This window comes from Cyclobacterium jeungdonense (assembly GCF_010994275.1).
In the GTDB taxonomy this organism is placed as follows: Bacteria; Bacteroidota; Bacteroidia; order Cytophagales; family Cyclobacteriaceae; genus Cyclobacterium; species Cyclobacterium jeungdonense.
This window is the reverse complement of record NZ_WMCD01000001.1, coordinates 204,051-221,541: the sequence shown is the minus strand read 5'-3', so window position 1 is coordinate 221,541 and position 17,491 is coordinate 204,051. Positions and strand designations below refer to the sequence as shown.

The following is a 17,491-nucleotide window of genomic DNA, read 5'->3' as shown; positions in this document are numbered from 1 at the left end:
CTTCGTAAAAATACCAAACCAGTAAGGTATCCTCAATCTTCCGAGACCAATTGCTTTAGCTTTTCCATCATGTTTTCATGTAATGGTAACTGAATCAAAAATAGTTCTTCCAATAGTTCTTTTAACTCCTTCGGATTGGTTAAGGTTCGTTTCTGGCTCTCTTCATTTTTACGATGAATCGTAAAGCGGTTATTGTGCAAGGCATACCTTCCCCAAGGCATGCAGCGTGCCGCCATCAACTCCTGCACAAATAAGGATTGGGGGTGGGTGCACAAGTACCAGCTTACTACCTCGTAATCCGGAAGCAGTTGGGATTCCATACCAAATCGGTAAAGCAATCGCCACTGTTCTTTGACCCAGATTTCCAGGTAATGAAAATCACCCTTTTTTTGAAGGCGGTAGCGTTCCAGCGGCGTCTCCTGCTCTTCCTCCTGATCCAGGGATAAGGGCGCAGTGAACGATGCTCCCCCGAAGCCAACATCCGCTATGTACTTCCTTCCATCCACCTGCACCAAAAGTAACATGTGATCCCTGGGCTTGATCTCGCCATCCGGTACCTCCCAAAATACCCGTGCGGAAAGCCCCTTTACCAGGAAGCCCATGGAATGCAAAACGTGCCCAAACAACAGGTTTTGTTCAAAACAATACCCGCCCCTTCCTTCCAAAACTAACTTTTGAAGTAAATCCGGTAGTTTCATAGCCAGGGGAATCCCCAAAAACGGATTGATGTTTTCGAATGGAATGGCTTGAGGATGCAGGTAATGCAATTCCTTTAGTGCCTCCAGAGTGGGCTCGCCCTCTCCTCTATACCCGACCCGGCTCCAATAGGCCTGCAACGATCGCTCGTCCAGCCGGTCATTAAAAAGTTGTAAATCATTTAGATTATCGGACATCCTTTGCTGATTTTTTCAAATAAAAATACGCTTTCCGATCCAATTCAAATAATTTCATCCAATAAAATTATCCCCAAACTGACGATAGAAAGCTCGCTTGATGTAAAATTTAAATCTAGAAAATGGGATTACCAATCATTTAATGTATCTTAAAAACATAAAATACAGGTGAAAAGCGAGTGCAACCATCCAGAATCCACAAGAAATATTTTCCAAATCCCAAGCCTTTGTAATACATGGAAAAGAAACCTGATCATTCCCGGAGGAAATTTTTAATAAATACAACGCTGGCGGCCACGTCGATGGGGCTGACCAGCACCCTAAGTACGCCGCTATGGGCAAGCGGACAACCCAAGCCTATGAACCATCCGGCAGATTTCGATGAAGGGCCCGTAAAAGCTGCCTTTGCGGAAGGAGACATTTCTCCGGAAATCGGCATGGAGCAACCCGGCAACTACGGCAAGCAGTACCACCAGTCCTTTCACGATCCCTGCAAGGTTCGCATTGCCGCCTTTCAATCCGGCGCCGGTAAAGCCTTGATTATTTCCATGGATGCCCTGGCCGTATACCAGCCTTGGGTAGATGAAATCAAAAACCACATCCAGAAAAGGGCAAACATTGGGGTCGATGAAATCCTGATCGCTGCTTCTCACTCCCATTCATCAGGCCCCACCGCCATGGTCCAACCGGGACAATACGATCATGCCCCTGCCTTTATACAGGAGTTGGCCTATGAGAAATCTTCTTGTGCCGATCCGGTCTATCTGGAAGTCGTAAAGAAAGTGACTCTTAACACTGCCCTCCGCGCCTTGGAAAACCTTACGGAAGTCAAGGTAGGAATTGGAAGTGGAGTAGAAGAAAAAGTAGCCTTTAATAGGAGGTTTGTGATGAAAAATGGCAGGACCTTTACCCATCCCGGGCAATTGAATCCAGACATCTTACGGGTAGCCGGCCCCATAGATCCGGATGTTGGGGTTATCGGAACCTGGGATTCCGAGGGTAAACTACTCGGCTGCCTGGTAAGTTACGCCTGCCATACCACCACCAATCCCGGTGGGATTTCGGCTAATTGGGTGTATTATATGGAGCAAACTATTCGCGGAGCCTTTGGGCAGGATTGCGTCGTCGTATTTTTGCAGGGGGCCAGTGGAGACGTGACGCAAGTAAATAACCGGAACCCGGACATTAATCCTTCCGGCGAAGATTGGGCCCGGCTGGTGGGAGCCAGCGTGGGGGCAGAAGCTGTTAAAACCCTGCTGCAAATTCCCAAATCGGAACGTATGAAAATCCGTTCCCATTCTACCGTATTGCCATTAAAAAGAAGGATGCCCACCGAGGCAAAGGTTCGCGAATCCATGAAAATGGTGAGAAATACCCCGGAACAAGTTGGCAGGACTGACTGGATTTTTGCCAAGGAAACCGTTTTGCTCGACAGTTGGGGAAAACAAAACCCCGTACATGCTGTCCCCTTACAGGTAATTCAAATCGGGCCAGCTGTTCTTACGGCCAATCCTGCAGAATTTTTCTGCGAATCCGGTCTCGAGATAAAGTCAAAAAGTACCTTTCCATTCACTTTTCCGGTGACCATGGCAAACGATTGCGTGGGATACGTACCAACCGCTGAAGCCTTTGCGCCGGATGGCGGAGGATATGAAACCCGCCTGACTTCCTATAGTAACCTGGAAGTGGATGCCGGAACCAAAATAGTTGCTTCCAGCCTGGAATTAATCCGTAAATTGGATCCCGACCCGCTTCCTCAGCATCCAAAAGCGCCACCTTTTAGAGGAGATCCTTGGAACTATGGCAATGTGCCCCCGGAAACCGGAAGGCAATAATAATACTCTCTTCTACTTATTTCGATGATTTTACGCTGCTTTTATTCCCTTCTTTTTGGTATGATTATACCAATACTCTTTTCTTCCTGCCAAAAGCACAGCGATGAAAAGGAAAGTCAGCCTGCTTTCGAACGGCAGGAAAACCCCGTTAATTCGTTTCTTTACACTTACCCCGATTCTGCCGAACTCAAAGCTGCCCTGGCGGCCTTCCAATTGGAACCTGGCTTACAAATTGACCTGATAGCGGCAGAACCGTTGGTTGCAGACCCGGCTGCATTCGCCTTTGACGAGAAGGGCGTCATGTATGTTGCCGAGAACACAGGTTACCCGGATCCTATGAATGGATCCGCAGCCGAAAACCTGGGAAAAATCGCCCGGCTGGAAGATAGGGACGGGGACGGAAAATACGATTACCGGACCGTATTTGCCGATGACCTCGGTTATCCCAACGGTATCCTGCCCTGGAAAGGCGGGGTGTTTGTTACCTGCGCCCCGCACCTGTATTACCTAAAAGACACCAATGGAAACGGCAAGGCGGATATTCGTGAAATCGTCCTGACAGGTTTTGATACCAGCAGAACAGCGCAGATTCGCGTTAGCCACCCCATTTTGGGATTGGACGGATGGATTTACCTTACCTCAGGTCTGACGGGAGGGGAGGTTTATGCGCCCTCCCGACCTGATAAGGACCCACTGATCTTCACTTCCTCAGACAGCCGCTTTCATCCTGAAACAATGGACTTTGAACTTACCGGGGGAAAGAGCCAGTTTGGGTTGGCTTTTGATGCGTTTGGCCGAAGATTTGGAACCAGCAACCGCCATCCCCTGCAGCACATTGTGCTGGAAACCGAACAACTGGATCAGAATCCCCATCTTTTACGTACTTCCACTATTCAGAACGTTTCTCCGGTAGAGTCGGAGGCACTGGTTTTCCCCATTAGTTCTTCGGTGACCACGGCAGCCTATATTCCAAAGCTTATGGGCCGTTCTCATGAAGGCACCTTTACCTCTGCCTGCGGTACCTTGATTTACCAAAGCCTTGGCCTTTCAAAACTGCATCTAGGAGATGCCTTTATCTGTGAACCGGCCCAAAACCTGGTTCAGCGACAAAAGCTGGAAAAAAAAGGAGCCAGTTTTACTTCCACAAGAGTTCATGACGGTTGGGAATTTTTATCCTCTACGGACACCTGGTTTAATCCTGTTTTTCTTGCGCATGGGCCGGGCGGTGCTTTGTATCTTGCCGATATGTACCGGAAAATCATAGACCATCCCTCCTATGTGCCGGAGGAGGCCAGGGCGAAATTGGATTTTTCCAGCGGCAAAAACAAAGGGAGGATTTACCGGATTAGCAACAATCAATTCAACTTCCAGGAAATCGATTTCGTTTTTCCCAAAAAGGATCCCGTAAGCCTATCTGAAACGCTACACGCGTTAAACGCCACGGATGCCTGGGCCAGGGAAACCGCTTTCAGACTACTACTGGAATCCAGACCTTTTGAAATTGCCCCTGAGTTAAAATCGCTGGTTACTGACGCTTCTTTGCCAGAAACCCGTGTCAGGGCAATGTGGCTGTTGCAACATTTGAATACCTTGGAGGAAGAGACGCTGATAGCGGCGTTACAAGATCCTTATCCAGGCGTACGGGAGCAGGCTCTTTGGATAACCCAACTCCAGAAAACCCAAGGGTCACCCCTTCAAAATCAAATATTAAAGCTGGCTGAAGATTCGGACGCAAGAGTCCGCTTTGTTGCTGCCTTGGTAATCGGTCGCCAAAACGGCGCCTCAAAATTACTTCCGCTAGCCAAGGTTGCCGTCCAGGATGCCGCCGACCCTTGGTTACGAACCGCCGTGCTTTCAGGCCTGGGGGAACATTCGCTGGAATTCTTACCTATTCTGGACAGTCTGGCAGAAAATCCCTCCACTAACGGTTTAAACAGGCTTTTTGGTGACCTTGGAGAGCTCCTGGGCGCTTCCCTTAACTTAACCGATTCAAAAAAGCTGGTTTCCTTGTATTTGGAAAGAAAAAACACCGCAGGTGGTTTATTCTTTTTGGCAGGAATGTTTCAAGGTCTGGATGAAAATCCGAAATCTCCGGAGGTCTATTTAAATTCGCTGCAATTAGATGAACAGGAACAGGAGGAATGGATTTCAGAACTTTCCGAAACGGCGATGCAGGTAACGCTACCTATCGATGAGCGGGTTCAGGCTACCAGTTTGCTGGGGTATTTTACACAAGGTAAATCCGAAACGATATCGGCTGATCTGCTCGTACCCCATCAGCCAGTTGAAATCCAACTGGCAGCCGTAAAGGCCCTTTCGCGACGAAACCCAGCTCAGGCGGGTAAGGTACTTACTCAGGCTGAAAGATGGAAAACTTACACCCCACAGGTAAAGGCTGCGGTTTTGAATCGGCTGCTTCAGCATCCTGTATTATTAGAGGAACTCATTGTAGCATTGGAAGCAGGGCAAATAGCCCCCACAGCCATCCCTTCTACCGCCCGGCAAAACCTGATGAACTCCAAGAATGAGCGGGTAAAAATAGCGGCTAACAAACTATTCGATACCATGGAAGAAGGAGGCAGGATGGAAGTCTATGAACAATACAGCGAGGTATTGGATATGAAAGGAAACGGCCTGAACGGGAAATCGGTATTTGTGACCCATTGCTCAGTTTGCCACAGCCATTCGGGTGAAGGAGGCCAGGTAGGACCGGATTTAACAGGAATCAACAATCAACCCGCTTCTGCCTTGTTATTACACACACTGGTTCCCAATTATGAAATACTACCCGACTACCAAACAGTACGGGTGGAAACGGGAGACGGCAAGCAGCTTACCGGCAGGATCACAGCCGAATCCGCCCATTCTTTGAGCATAAAAACAACTTTTGGAACCGATGAAACCCTGCCTCGGACCCGGATTGCCAAAATAGAAACACCCGGGACTTCCCTGATGCCAGACGGACTGGAACAAAGCATGAGTAAACAGGATCTTGCTGATTTAATCGCCTTCCTTAAGCAGAACCAAGCGAAACCAACAACTCCTTAATCACTGCCGAAGCAGGGAAATGGCAGCTTCTATCAGGTTATCTTCTCCTCTTTGAACAGCCGCCGGATCCAGGTCCAGCCGCACATCCGTCAAAACGCCATCTTCCAATTGACGACCCTCAAGGTCCACGGTTTGGGTTGCCGAAAACCGGTAAGTCCAGCCATTTGGCAGTTCTCCAAAAACCGGTGTTCCCCCTCCCCCACCTGTTTGATCACCCAAAAGGAGGACATTGGGTAAGGTCTTCATCATCTGAGCAAAAAAACTGGTGGCACTGTAGGACCTTCGATTGGTTAGGACAATTACCAAACCTGTAAAGGTCCCTTCATCCCAGGGGCTGACGACCATCGGCTCCCAGGGGCCAAACTCCTCCCTTCCTGGGCCTGATTTAATACGTTGGCGGGCATATTCCAGTTCTTCTTCCGCAAAGGCAGATGCCAATAACTCCGCATTACTCAGATTACCTCCTCCATTGTTTCTAACATCAATAATCACTCCCCGGCTTCTCCTGGCTCTTTCTACCACTACCTGAAGGTTGGCTTCGGAAATCCGCTGACCAAAGGAACGGTAATTAACATAAAGCACCTCATCCACCATCTGATGAAGCAGGGGACCGCTAATCCAGTAGTCCCTACCTAAATATTCCTGTTGGATCAGGTTTTCATCGTAATTGACCGGAAACTCCTGATACCACTCCCAGTTTCGGCTTCGGTTAAAACCGGTACTTAAATTGACATGTCCATCCCTGAGCTCGAATAGCATGTCAGCCAATAGCTCGTACAAATCGAGTTGGCCCATGTTTTCCGTTACCTTAGCCCGATAAGTCTCCCTTACACGGTCCCAATCGATGTCCTTGTGGGAAAAGAAAGAATACCTATCGTTTACATCCTCCCAGAGACTATCAAACACCTCCATAGCCCCTGGAGAAGGGTCCGTGGGAAGCACCCATTGTTCGCATGAAAGCAGAAAAAAGAACAAAATCCAGAAATAGCGTCCTTGCTTTACCATAAACGTACATTTACCATCACCAAAATCGCTTGTCCTATCCGGTGGACGGGCTGACCTCTTCCAAGGGTAGAAATTTCAGGCCGGTACCTTATTCCGAGGCTATTCCCAGTGGGCAACGTCCAAAGCAAGCTGGATTCCAGTCCCATACTCCAGTCTCGACCTGCAAAAAACGGATCTACAGCACGTAGAAAATTTCTAAATCCCGAATCACCTTCAGAAATGCCTTCGGGGTCAGCACCTATATAGCCGGATTTAATTTGAAACCCTACCAGCTGCCAATGAGCCACTGTTTGCCATTTGAAAGATTGACCTTTCCACTCAAATGGATATACATAGCGCAATGCAGGTCCAACTGTAGTAAAATAATCGTACCGCAGGCTATAGTTAGAAAAGCCATTGTGCCTTCTGATATTAAAAACATTTTGATTGGACCATCCCCAATGAAGTCCCCTTTCTGCCCGTGACTCTTTATGATAAAATGTATAATTCAATAAACCCAGAGATAGTGAATTCAAGGAGTTTCCAAAGCGGTTAGTCAAAGGGCCATAGCCAAATTCGAATTGGAAAACCTCTGACTTATTAGTGGATTCAAGATCAAAGGTAGCCAAGCTGAAAGTTCGGTTGCCACTGTATATCATAGGCGAAAAACCCCGATCCCTACTGGAATGCAGCTGTAAACCGGTGGCTAACCAAAGGTTTCCTTTCGATTGAGAATAGGCATCTGTTTCGGCCAAAAAGGCCATTAAAAATATGAGAATAAGATTGGTGGAGAAAAATCGCATTATTCTTTTTTTCCTTCGTTTGCTATAGCAATTTCTAAAAGTACAAAAATCTGTAAATATTCCTGTTTGAGCGATGGATTTCAATGGATATTTTTCTAACTTTATTCCCGTAAATTTTTAAATCATTAAGTTATGAGGTACGTTTTATTGTTTTGGTTAGTTCTTTTTTTTACCTGCAACCTAAGCCTTGGGCAGGAAAGTTTTTTAGGCATACAAAACAGCCAACGCAAAGGCATGATCAATGCATTGATGAATCCCGCGGAGTTAAACAACCTTAATAAAAAAGTGGAGGTATCCTTTTTTGCAGTTGGAGAAGCTCTGGATAACAACATATTGTCTTTTCAGGATATCATCTCAGACCCTGGTCAATGGGAAACCCTGTTTCAATCCGTTTCGGAACCGGTAAATCTACGTACTGATTTCGCTGTTTTAGGTCCTTCCGTAGGTATTCGATTTGATAAGTGGTCATTGGGTTTTACTTCCCAGCTCAAGGGTAAGGTAGATGTTATTGATTTTAATCCCGATTTGGGTGACGCCATTGTAAGTGAAAGTACCTCTGGTTCATCCGATCAGATCCAGCTGGATATTCCCTATAATCAACGCATTAATGCGGTGGGATGGATGGAATTGGGGGTAATGGCTGGCACATCGATCTGGAAAACCGAAAGCCAGTCGTTGTCCTTGGGAAGCCATTTTAAACTACTCTTCCCAGGCACTTATGCCAATTTAGGCATGGATGAAATTCAAGCTACCTTGCTGACTGGATCGGACCAAATTCGCCTGACAGACGCACGGGGAAACTTAAACCTTTCTTACGATGATCGCTGGGATTCTGGAAACGGACTAGGCTTCGATACGGATTTATGGAGGGGCTTTACTCCAAAAGGATTTGCATTGGATCTAGGGGTAAATTACCTGTTGAAGCGTGGAGATAAACCGTTTGTTAACCTTGGTTTGTCGATGAAAAATATGGGAGGAATGACCACTACCGAAAATCAAACCACCCGGAATTATACCATGAATATTCCACAAAACGAATCTTTTCGGATCGATAACCTGGAGGGTTCGGCCGAGGAAATCGAACAGCAATTGGTAGACAGTGGCTATTTTACCATCGCAAGGGATATTTCGCAAAACCGAATCCATCTGCCGCAACTATTAGCTGCATACGTGGAGTTTAGTCCGGTTCGGCAATTCCAGGTTTCCCTTTACGCTCAAAAGCGAATACAAGATGAAAACAGAAATAGTCAGCTAAGCACTTCTGATTTGCTGGTACTTACGCCCCGGTTCATCGCAGGCAAACTGGAGCTATATTCACCCTGGATGCAGCACCAGGTGTCCGGATTGACAGGTGGGTTAGGCATACAGTATGGAGGGTTTTTTCTCGGCAGCCAGTCCATCCTTACCGGTTTGCTGACAGACAGTAACCGACTAGATGTCCATATGGGATTATCCTGGGGATTTTAAGCGGTTGCTGCTACAGCGCTCGGAACAATACCGAACTTCTTTCCAGTTTTTTTCCCATTTTTTTCTCCACGTAAACGGCCGTCCACAAACCGGGCAAATTTTTTGTGAAAGCGGTCTTTTCATAAGATTATAACTTGCTTTTAAATGGCTATATGGAATCTTGCCTGCTTTTTAACCATCCCACTGTGTGACGTTCTCGTCATGCTCGATTTCATCGGTTCAGGACTAAGTTGAATTCATTTAATTAATTCCCGGTTATTTTGTTTAAATAAATCGGTGATAGGAATGATTTTAACCTTTAAAGGAAAAAAGTGTCGGTAGTAAACGCCCGGAGCCACATTTCCGGAAATAATTGAGCCTTTCACGATTGGATTTACTATATTGGATTGTCAAAAAAAACCGTTTAACCCAACCCATATTCATGTTATCCAACGAGCAAAAGAATCAAATCAAAACTCAGGGAATGCCGCTTGATACCGTAGAAGAACAGCTAAAAAACTTTGAACAAGGCTTCCCATTTTTAGAAATCCAGAATGCCGCAAAAATCGGGGAAGGAATTCGGGTATTGGATAAGCAGAAGTTGCAAAAAGCAATTGAAGACTACGAAGCCGCTGCTCCTTCCAAGGTACTGGTGAAGTTTGTTCCGGCTAGTGGTGCTGCTAGTCGCATGTTTAAAAACCTTTTTGGATTTTTGGAGGAAGATAACCCATCGCTGGAAAAAGATTCCTTTGTCCGGCAATTTTTTGATTCCATCAAATCTTTTGCGTTTTACGAGGATTTGGATAAGGAATTGAAAAAAACAGGCAGTAGCCTGGATGACGCATTAAAAGCGAAAAATTATACGGGCATCCTGCGCGTTCTTCTCGAAGATGAAGGACTCGGATACGGTAATTTACCGAAAGGGCTCCTGAAATTTCATGCCTATGGCGATGAAAACAGAACGCCTGTGGAGGAGCATTTTGTAGAGGGTGCCCAATATGGAACCGGAAAAGACAATACCGTTCGGCTGCATTTTACTGTTTCTCCCGAGCACCAAAAGAAATTTGAGGAGAAGGTGGCGGAAGTAAAACCTGCCATGGAAAAGAAGTTTGGCGTGAAATTTAAAATCGATTTTTCCCAGCAACAAAAGGCTACAGACACCATTGCCGTAGACATGGAAAACCAGCCTTTTACAGAAGAAGGTGGGGAAATTCTTTTTCGTCCTGCTGGTCACGGAGCCTTGCTGGCAAACCTGAATGAAATTGAAGCCGATTTGGTCTTCATTAAAAATATTGATAACGTGGTCCCCGACCGGTTAAAAGATACCACCACCCGGTATAAAAAAGCCATTGGTGGGGTCTTGCTCCAAGCTCAATCCAGCACATTTAAGGCATTGGAAGAACTGGACGAGGGCATCAGCGAATCATCTGTAGAAAATGCACGAAAAGTATTTACAGAAACGATCGGAGGCAAACTACCCCAATCTTTTTCATCAATGGGCTTGGAAGAAAAAGCAAGCTTTCTTCGTGAAAAACTGAATCGCCCTATCCGTGTATGCGGAATGGTCGAAAACACCGGCGAGCCAGGTGGAGGACCTTTTTGGGTTAAAGAAGCGGATGGGTCGCTTTCCTTGCAAATTGGGGAAACCGCCCAGCTAAATCTGGACGATCCGGATCAGCAAGCGAAATTCAATTCAGCTACTCATTTTAATCCAACCGACCTGGTCTGTGGCATTCGGGACTACAAGGGAAAGGCATTTGACCTGATGGCTTTCAGAGATCCAAAAACCGGGTTTATAACCCAGAAATCCAAAAGCGGAAGGGACCTAAAAGCACAAGAGCTTCCCGGCCTCTGGAACGGCTCCATGGCTCACTGGAATTCGATATTCGTAGAAGTACCGCTGATTACCTTCAATCCGGTCAAAACTATTAATGATTTATTACGTGATGTACATCAATAACCCGATAACCTATCCAACCAACTATTAACTCATGATCCACTTACATTTTATTTTCAGGCCATTCCTTGCTAGTGTTTTCGTTAGCTTTTTATCGGTAGTATTGATTCAGTTGCCAGCAGAGGCGCAGACAGGTGTGGGCGCAGAAGCACCTAAAGAGGCCGAATTGCTTTTTAATGGTAAGAAACGTTCGCTGCATAAAAACTGGACTTATTGGGAGGGGCCCAGGCTTGCGGCCGAATTACCTATAAAATGGGAAATTGTACCGGATCCTGTAGATAAAGGCAACGCGGTTAGTGCCAATGACCCAGCAGGAGCAGGTGGGAAATACGGTGCTGCCGATATCGTCACTAAACAAAAATTTACGGATTTTCGATTGCATGTGGAATTTCTCATAAAAGAAGAAGGCGGAAACAGCGGTGTCTACCTGCAAAACCGGTACGAAATACAGATTCTGGATGGGGATAGTACCGACCATGGCATGGCCGCGGTTATCAACGAAAAGGCAGCACCCTATGATGTATACCGAGGGGTGGGCAAATGGAACGCTTATGATATCCAATTCCGCGCGGCCAGGTTTGATGAAAACGGAAAACTCTCGGAAAAGCCGATGACCACTATTTATTTTAATGGTGAAAAGATCCACGAAAACGTATCCATTCAACAGGTATGGGGAGGAGCAAATTCAGGTCTGGATGGCGGCAGAGATGGAGGAAAAGGCATCACTGACCGACCCGGAGGAATTAAACTTCAGGCCGAGGGTCACGAGGTATTGTTCCGGAATATATGGATTCAAAGGCTAAGACTGGATGAACCAGACACGGACTTTTAATTCAGTATGCAATACCTGGAGCCACCGGTATCTGTTTTTTTTTAGGAGGGTGTATTTCATTCTGGCAAAATTTTTGATTGTTCCCTTTTTAAAATACTATGAACTTTAAACGCATATTTGGCCCCTTGCTTACATTGATAGGATTGGGAGCGCTCATTTATGGGGCTTATCTTTTTCTGGTTCCTGAAGGTGGGGATTGGAAAACGATACTCGTCCTTTTGGTTTTGGGCTTAATTTTTTTTAGTTCTGGATTAGGCTTATTAAAAACCACCAAAGACAGGAGCTAGCGACTGCAATTCCTAAAATATCGACTCCATTCGTAAAATGGAAACAGGGCAAGGTTGTAAGTTTCGGGAATAAAGATTATGTTAAGGGGTGGATTGTCACCATTATCCTAACTAAATTAATGAGAACCCAAAACATTACCGCAGGATTGGCACTGCTGATTCTCAATTCCTGTCAGCAACCTAAGCAGGTTACCACCGCTGTTGATCTTCCCAATCCCCGGGCCTCTACCTATGTGGAAGAGGATCCTGATCCCATTTATGCTGCTCACGTCCGAACGACACCCTTTCAAACTCCAGAAGAAGAAATGGCAGATTTCGTTCTTCCCCCCGGCTTTGAGGTGACCCTGTTTGCTTCCGAACCGGACATTACCAAACCCATCAACATGGCCTTTGACGAAAAAGGAAGGCTATGGGTAAGCCAGTCTTCGGAGTATCCTATCAAGGCCGGTGAAGGGCAGGGAAGGGATCGAATTAGCATTCTGACAGATACTGATAAGGATGGGAAAGCTGATAAAATCACGCATTTTGCAGAGGATCTGAATATTCCCATAGGAATTCAACCCGTAAAGGGTGGCGCTGTGGGCTTTAGCATTCCCAACCTTTACCGTTTTTACGATACGGACGGAGATGACAAGGCAGATAAGCGAGAGGTTTTGCTGGGACCCTTTGAAACAAGGGACACTCACGGAATGGTCAACAACCTTTTCCGGGGTTTTGATGGATGGATTCACGCATCCCATGGGTTTAGTAACATTTCGACGGTGGCAGGAAATGATGGGGATTCCATCAAAATGGTCTCGGGCAATACTTTTCGCTTCAAATTGGATGGAAGCCGTGCAGAAAAAACCAGTGATGGCAGAATCAATCCCTTTGGATCAGACCTGGATGAATTGGGATACCATTACTCCGCCGATTGCCACACTCTCCCCATTTACCAGCTAATTCGTAATGGAAATTACACCCAATGGGGAAAAAAAGAACCCAACAGGGGATTTGCGCCCACCATGATGGATTACGGCCTCAATTCTACGGCACTCTCAGGCCTGGTTTATTACACAGACACCCAATTTCCCGAATCGTATCAAAATAGTTTTTATTCTGGCGATGTGGTTACCTGCCGCATCAGTAGAAGCACCATGACCTTTACCGGTTCCACGCCACAGGCAACCCGGCAGGCAGATTTTCTGGTTAGCAAAGACCCCTGGTTCCGCCCTGTAGACATCAAAGTAGGCCCAGATGGTGCGCTGTACGTGGCTGATTTCTACAACCCCATTATTGGACACTATGAGGTGCCGTTGGATCATCCGGAAAGGGACCGTACCAGCGGCCGCATTTGGAAAATCACGTATAAGGGTCGGGAGAGACCCGTAACGGACTGGTCCAGAGCAAGCATGGCACGCTTGATAGAGGCCCTTGAAGATCCGGTACTACAGACCCGTTTGCTGGCAACCGATGAATTAGTGGACCGGTATCAGACGGAGGCCGTTCCTTCACTGGAGAAAGTCGTAAACCATAAACGCAGCCCCTCCCGGCAACTGGTTCACGCAATGTGGGCACTTTATCGCATGGACGCCTTATCTGATACGACACTGGAAAAAATGTTGATTCATCCGGATCCTTTGGTAAGGGTACATGCTCACCGGGTTTTAGGGGAACAAGTGGCATTCAATGAAACGCAATTTCAGTGGACGCTGGAAGGATTGAAGGACAGCAGCCCCCATATCCGCCGTGTAGCGGCAGAAAACCTCATCTTACACCAAGATGTGGAATTGATTCGCCCTCTGATGGAAACCTATATGGAAACGCCAGAAGCAGACAGCCACCTTCGGTATGCGCTGGAACATGCGTTTTTCAACCATGCCAAAAAACCAGAAATAGCGATGGCCATTGCCAATGGAAACTGGAATGAACAAGAGGCCGAACAAGTAGCCTTGGTCTTTTCAGACGTCGATTCTCGCGTAGCCGGAGAATATTTACTTGCCTATCTACAAAACAACTCAACTCCGGAAAACCGATTTTTACCCTATTTGACATCCGTTGCAAGAACCCTTCCGGCATCCAGGATGAATGTCCTGATGCAAGTAGCTAATCAAAAAGGAATCGGACTACCCATGCATCGAAAAGCCATGGCCATCAATGAGGGCATGGCACAGCAGGGCATGGAATGGCCCCAGGAAATTAAAAACTGGAACCTATCACTTAGCAAACAAATTCTGGATCAACTCTCAGCCAAATCCCCCCTTAGTGAGGAAGAGATCGGGCGCTTGCAGTTTGCTGCCGAAATTTCGGGAATTCTGAAAGTCCGCGAGCACGTCCCCCAGCTAAGACAGATGGTAGGCAATCCATACCTAAAGGAAGATCTTCGGGTAATCGCGGCAAATGCCCTGGTGGAAACAGACCCTGTTGCACAAGTGAATTATTTGCAGGAATGGTTGATTAATCCAGACCACACACTAAGTTTTCGACGCAAAATAGCCGGGGCTATGGCCAGATTTAACGCGAGTCAGACTTTAAACTTACTGGCAGCCGGCATGCGCAATGCTCCCCTAGAACTACAGGAAACCATCGCCGCCTTACTGGCTTCTGAAAAAGCAGGAAAAGACCGGCTGATAGCGTTGATCCGGGAAGGGCAGGCACCAGCAAGATTATTAAAAAACCGAACTGTGGAAGAAAACTTCCTGGCAGGAGCTCAAGAAAACCAAAAAGAGGCATTTACCTCCCTGACTGAAAACCTCCTACCCATCAGCGAAGAACGTGAAAAATTAATTGCAGAACGTGTAGACAATTTTGAACAGAGCGAAGCACAAGTGCTTGCCGGCAGGACCTTGTACGAGCAACATTGCAGCATGTGCCACCGAATTGAAGAAGGGGGAGGCATGATTGGTCCACAACTGGACGGTATTGGCAATTGGGGGCTCGATGCGCTGGCAACCAAAGTATTGGATCCCAACCGAAACATTTCCGAGAATTTCCGGACCTATACCCTCAAACTCAAAAATGGGCAAACCCGCTCCGGGCTTTTTCGAAGGGAAGAAGGGAAGGTAGTCGTGATGGCAGACCAGAACGGACAGGAATTTTCCGTTCCCAAAAACGACATCGCAGAGCAAACCGCCTCTACCATTACCCTGATGCCCGATTATTTCAGCACCACAATGAATCAGGAACAGTTCAATGATTTAATGAATTACCTACTTAGCCTTCGATAAAATGTTATCCCGAATCGCAATCGACACCAGATTTCCGGCCGCCTTTATCGTACTGATGGGGAGCCTTTGTTCAGAACCCTGCTTTGCCCGCCAAAACACCCCAGGTGCTCCTGCTACTACCATTTCTTTTAAGAAACACACCCTTAGCCGTACCTTTCTGGCAGAAGGAGCCGCCATCGGTGATGTCAATCAGGATGGATTGATGGACGTAATGTCCGGAGCCTATTGGTTCGAAGCACCGGATTGGACCACCCACGAACTGGAGGAACCGCAGGAATTTTACTACGACAAAGGGTACAGCAATGCGTTTATTAGCCACGGCATGGATGTCAATCAGGACGGCTGGGTTGATTTTGTAAGGATTGGTTTTCCGGGAAAAGAGGTCCAATGGTTTGAAAATCCTAAAAACCAAGCCGGCCATTGGCCGGTACACCTGATTTCTGAATCCCTGGGCAACGAGTCGGCCGGCTTTTTCGATGTGGACAAGGATGGCATCAAAGACCTTGTTGGCAGCATTCCGGAGACGGGAGAAATGGTCTGGTTTAAGGCCCCGACCCGCCCGGATGATCTGGAATGGAAAAAATATCCGATTAGTGAAAAGGAAAGTCCGGGAACTGCCCAATTTTCCCATGGTATGGGATTGGGAGATATCAACGGGGATGGAAGAAAGGACCTAATCATCATCGAAGGATGGTGGGAAGGCCCTGAAGACCCTACCGAGGGGCCATGGAAATTTCAAACCGCCAACCTGGGCGAGCCGGCGGCTCAGATGTACGTGTACGATTTTAATGAAGACGGCCTTCCGGACGTGGTTTCCTCATCCGCCCATAAATTGGGTATCTGGTGGCATGAACAGAAAAAATCCGGGCAATGGGAAACCCACCTGATCGACGATTCTTTTACCCAAACCCATGGACTGGAACTGGTGGATATCAATGGCGACGGGCATCCGGACCTGGTAACTGGCAAACGGTACTTTGCCCATATGGGCAACGACCCCGGCGAATACGATACGCCTTATCTGTCCTGGTACGAATTTGTTCCGGGAACAGCACCCCAATGGATCCCGCATGTAATCGATACAGATTCCGGTGTGGGAGTCCATGTGATTACAGAAGATTTTAATGGCAACGGGTTGGTGGATATCGTGGTAGCCAACAAGAAAGGGGTATTTGTATTTGAACAAATCAGGGAGTAAACGGAAGGAGCGCATAAGAGCTGGCAGGCTTCAAATTAATCTTTCAGAGGTTGCTTCTGAAGGGCAGCACATCAAACTGGAACACGATTTCTTTAAAGAGTCCTTGAAAGGCTGACAATTTTTTATTTATTTTTACTTATTGGTGATTATAGTCAATTTTGTAACTTTGGTCGATTTTTCAATGTTTCTAAAAGTATGGATATCGAAATGCAAAAAAATAAGGAATATGAAAGTAATAGTCGAAATCCCCGATGACCAGGCAGCTTTTGGCATAAAGGTCCTAAAAAGCCTTGACTTCATAAAAAAGGCAAAACCCATGTCGATTGCCGCCGCCGAGCTTTGGGAAGACCTCAGGGAGTCTGCCGAACAGGTGCGCCTACATAAGCAGGGAAAACTTGAACTGAAATCAGCCCAGGACCTTTTGGATGAGTTATAATATTATCCCCACCCATCGATTTGAGAAAGAACTGAAGAGGCTGTCCAAAAAATTCCCGTCGCTGAAAAGTGAATTTGCTGGAATGATAGCTGACATTTCCCAAAATCCCGAAAGGGGTACTTTTATCGGAAATGGTTGCTATAAAATTCGCCTGGCTATTTCTTCCAAAGGTAAAGGTAAAAGAGGCGGCGCAAGAGTGGTTACTCATTTGTACATAGCTACCGAAACGGTTTACCTCCTTACCATTTACGACAAAGGCGAAAAAACTGACCTAAAACCCAATGAACTAAAAGAGATGATTGAAAGTTTGGAACTAGATTAGTAAAATGCCAGAGCTTGTCGGACTTTTCTTTTAAATAATTGCTCAAACTTTTAGAATGTCAACCATACAAACAGCTCCCTCATTACCGTTATAAACCCTACTAAAAATAGAGCATAAATAAACAGGTTTCTACCAATCTTATGACCCGCATTAAATTTATGGACACCTACTTTATCTCTCCGGATAATCCGAAAGAAGAGATATACGCTCCACCTCACTAAAAAATCATGCCCCCTATTATATT

Annotated in this window: 13 protein-coding genes; 9 read left to right on the top strand and 4 right to left on the bottom strand. The window is 46.5% G+C overall.

The annotated features are described in order from the left end of the window. Positions 1 to 32 precede the first annotated feature (32 nt). Entirely contained in the window at positions 33 to 893 is an 861-nt protein-coding gene (locus GKS34_RS00830; RefSeq protein ID WP_163382921.1) for an arylamine N-acetyltransferase family protein, read from the bottom strand. A 236-nt stretch (positions 894 to 1,129) separates the two neighbouring features. Here GKS34_RS00830 and GKS34_RS00825 point away from each other — a divergent pair, with 236 nt between their 5' ends. Continuing rightward, the gene (locus GKS34_RS00825) at positions 1,130 to 2,728 is read left to right on the top strand and encodes a hypothetical protein (RefSeq protein ID WP_163382920.1); all 1,599 of its coding nucleotides are present in this window, start codon (positions 1,130 to 1,132) and stop codon (positions 2,726 to 2,728) included. A 60-nt stretch (positions 2,729 to 2,788) separates the two neighbouring features. Beyond that, positions 2,789 to 5,776: a PVC-type heme-binding CxxCH protein gene (locus GKS34_RS00820; RefSeq protein WP_163382919.1), complete on the top strand. Its 2,988-nt coding sequence runs from the start codon at positions 2,789 to 2,791 to the stop codon at positions 5,774 to 5,776. Here the strand turns inward: GKS34_RS00820 and GKS34_RS00815 are convergent, their stop codons facing one another. Together GKS34_RS00815 and GKS34_RS00810 are read right to left on the bottom strand one after the other, a co-directional pair. Continuing rightward, on the bottom strand, positions 5,777 to 6,781 hold the full coding sequence (locus GKS34_RS00815) for a S41 family peptidase (protein WP_163382918.1): 1,005 nt from the start codon (positions 6,779 to 6,781) through the stop codon (positions 5,777 to 5,779). It abuts the gene before it with no gap. Continuing rightward, a complete protein-coding gene (locus tag GKS34_RS00810; RefSeq protein ID WP_163382917.1) occupies positions 6,775 to 7,563 on the bottom strand; it encodes a hypothetical protein in 789 nt (262 codons plus the stop codon). The genes GKS34_RS00815 and GKS34_RS00810 overlap by 7 nt, the downstream gene beginning before the upstream one ends. Before the next feature lie 132 nt (positions 7,564 to 7,695). Between GKS34_RS00810 and GKS34_RS00805 the strand changes: the two genes are divergently transcribed. Further along, positions 7,696 to 9,030: a DUF5723 family protein gene (locus tag GKS34_RS00805; protein ID WP_163382916.1), complete on the top strand. Its 1,335-nt coding sequence runs from the start codon at positions 7,696 to 7,698 to the stop codon at positions 9,028 to 9,030. On the opposite strand, the gene GKS34_RS00800 is transcribed toward GKS34_RS00805, so the two are convergent. Then, the gene (locus tag GKS34_RS00800; protein ID WP_163382915.1) at positions 9,013 to 9,153 is read right to left on the bottom strand and encodes a DUF2256 domain-containing protein; all 141 of its coding nucleotides are present in this window, start codon (positions 9,151 to 9,153) and stop codon (positions 9,013 to 9,015) included. The genes GKS34_RS00805 and GKS34_RS00800 overlap by 18 nt on opposite strands. A 298-nt stretch (positions 9,154 to 9,451) precedes the next feature. Between GKS34_RS00800 and GKS34_RS00795 the strand changes: the two genes are divergently transcribed. The 6 genes from GKS34_RS00795 to GKS34_RS00765 all read left to right on the top strand — a co-directional run bounded on the left by GKS34_RS00795 (position 9,452) and on the right by GKS34_RS00765 (position 17,247). Further along, positions 9,452 to 10,969, top strand: a complete 1,518-nt coding sequence (locus GKS34_RS00795; RefSeq protein WP_163382914.1) for a DUF4301 family protein — start codon at positions 9,452 to 9,454, stop codon at positions 10,967 to 10,969. Between the two features lie 31 nt (positions 10,970 to 11,000). Then, positions 11,001 to 11,798 (top strand): 3-keto-disaccharide hydrolase, encoded by a 798-nt coding sequence (locus GKS34_RS00790; RefSeq protein ID WP_163382913.1) that lies wholly within the window; start codon positions 11,001 to 11,003, stop codon positions 11,796 to 11,798. A gap of 406 nt (positions 11,799 to 12,204) precedes the next feature. After that, a complete protein-coding gene (locus GKS34_RS00780; RefSeq protein WP_163382911.1) occupies positions 12,205 to 15,291 on the top strand; it encodes a PVC-type heme-binding CxxCH protein in 3,087 nt (1,028 codons plus the stop codon). A gap of 1 nt (position 15,292) precedes the next feature. Next, complete coding sequence (locus GKS34_RS00775; protein WP_163382910.1) at positions 15,293 to 16,489, top strand: FG-GAP repeat domain-containing protein; 1,197 nt, start codon at positions 15,293 to 15,295, stop codon at positions 16,487 to 16,489. Positions 16,490 to 16,715: 226 nt separating this feature from the next. Beyond that, on the top strand, positions 16,716 to 16,925 hold the full coding sequence (locus GKS34_RS00770; protein ID WP_163382909.1) for a hypothetical protein: 210 nt from the start codon (positions 16,716 to 16,718) through the stop codon (positions 16,923 to 16,925). Beyond that, on the top strand, positions 16,915 to 17,247 hold the full coding sequence (locus tag GKS34_RS00765; protein WP_163382908.1) for a type II toxin-antitoxin system RelE family toxin: 333 nt from the start codon (positions 16,915 to 16,917) through the stop codon (positions 17,245 to 17,247). The genes GKS34_RS00770 and GKS34_RS00765 overlap by 11 nt, the downstream gene beginning before the upstream one ends. Positions 17,248 to 17,491 lie beyond the last annotated feature (244 nt).

What these genes read in the sequence shown, in the direction of transcription:
- GKS34_RS00765 (WP_163382908.1), top strand. Translation starts at nt 16,915, where the DNA reads ATGAGTTATAATATTATCCCCACCCATCGATTTGAGAAAGAACTGAAG.
- GKS34_RS00800 (WP_163382915.1), bottom strand. Translation starts at nt 9,153, where the DNA reads ATGAAAAGACCGCTTTCACAAAAAATTTGCCCGGTTTGTGGACGGCCG.
- GKS34_RS00780 (WP_163382911.1), top strand. Translation starts at nt 12,205, where the DNA reads ATGAGAACCCAAAACATTACCGCAGGATTGGCACTGCTGATTCTCAAT.
- GKS34_RS00795 (WP_163382914.1), top strand. Translation starts at nt 9,452, where the DNA reads ATGTTATCCAACGAGCAAAAGAATCAAATCAAAACTCAGGGAATGCCG.
- GKS34_RS00815 (WP_163382918.1), bottom strand. Translation starts at nt 6,781, where the DNA reads ATGGTAAAGCAAGGACGCTATTTCTGGATTTTGTTCTTTTTTCTGCTT.
- GKS34_RS00805 (WP_163382916.1), top strand. Translation starts at nt 7,696, where the DNA reads ATGAGGTACGTTTTATTGTTTTGGTTAGTTCTTTTTTTTACCTGCAAC.
- GKS34_RS00825 (WP_163382920.1), top strand. Translation starts at nt 1,130, where the DNA reads ATGGAAAAGAAACCTGATCATTCCCGGAGGAAATTTTTAATAAATACA.
- GKS34_RS00770 (WP_163382909.1), top strand. Translation starts at nt 16,716, where the DNA reads ATGAAAGTAATAGTCGAAATCCCCGATGACCAGGCAGCTTTTGGCATA.
- GKS34_RS00790 (WP_163382913.1), top strand. Translation starts at nt 11,001, where the DNA reads ATGATCCACTTACATTTTATTTTCAGGCCATTCCTTGCTAGTGTTTTC.
- GKS34_RS00830 (WP_163382921.1), bottom strand. Translation starts at nt 893, where the DNA reads ATGTCCGATAATCTAAATGATTTACAACTTTTTAATGACCGGCTGGAC.
- GKS34_RS00810 (WP_163382917.1), bottom strand. Translation starts at nt 7,563, where the DNA reads ATGCGATTTTTCTCCACCAATCTTATTCTCATATTTTTAATGGCCTTT.
- GKS34_RS00775 (WP_163382910.1), top strand. Translation starts at nt 15,293, where the DNA reads ATGTTATCCCGAATCGCAATCGACACCAGATTTCCGGCCGCCTTTATC.
- GKS34_RS00820 (WP_163382919.1), top strand. Translation starts at nt 2,789, where the DNA reads ATGATTATACCAATACTCTTTTCTTCCTGCCAAAAGCACAGCGATGAA.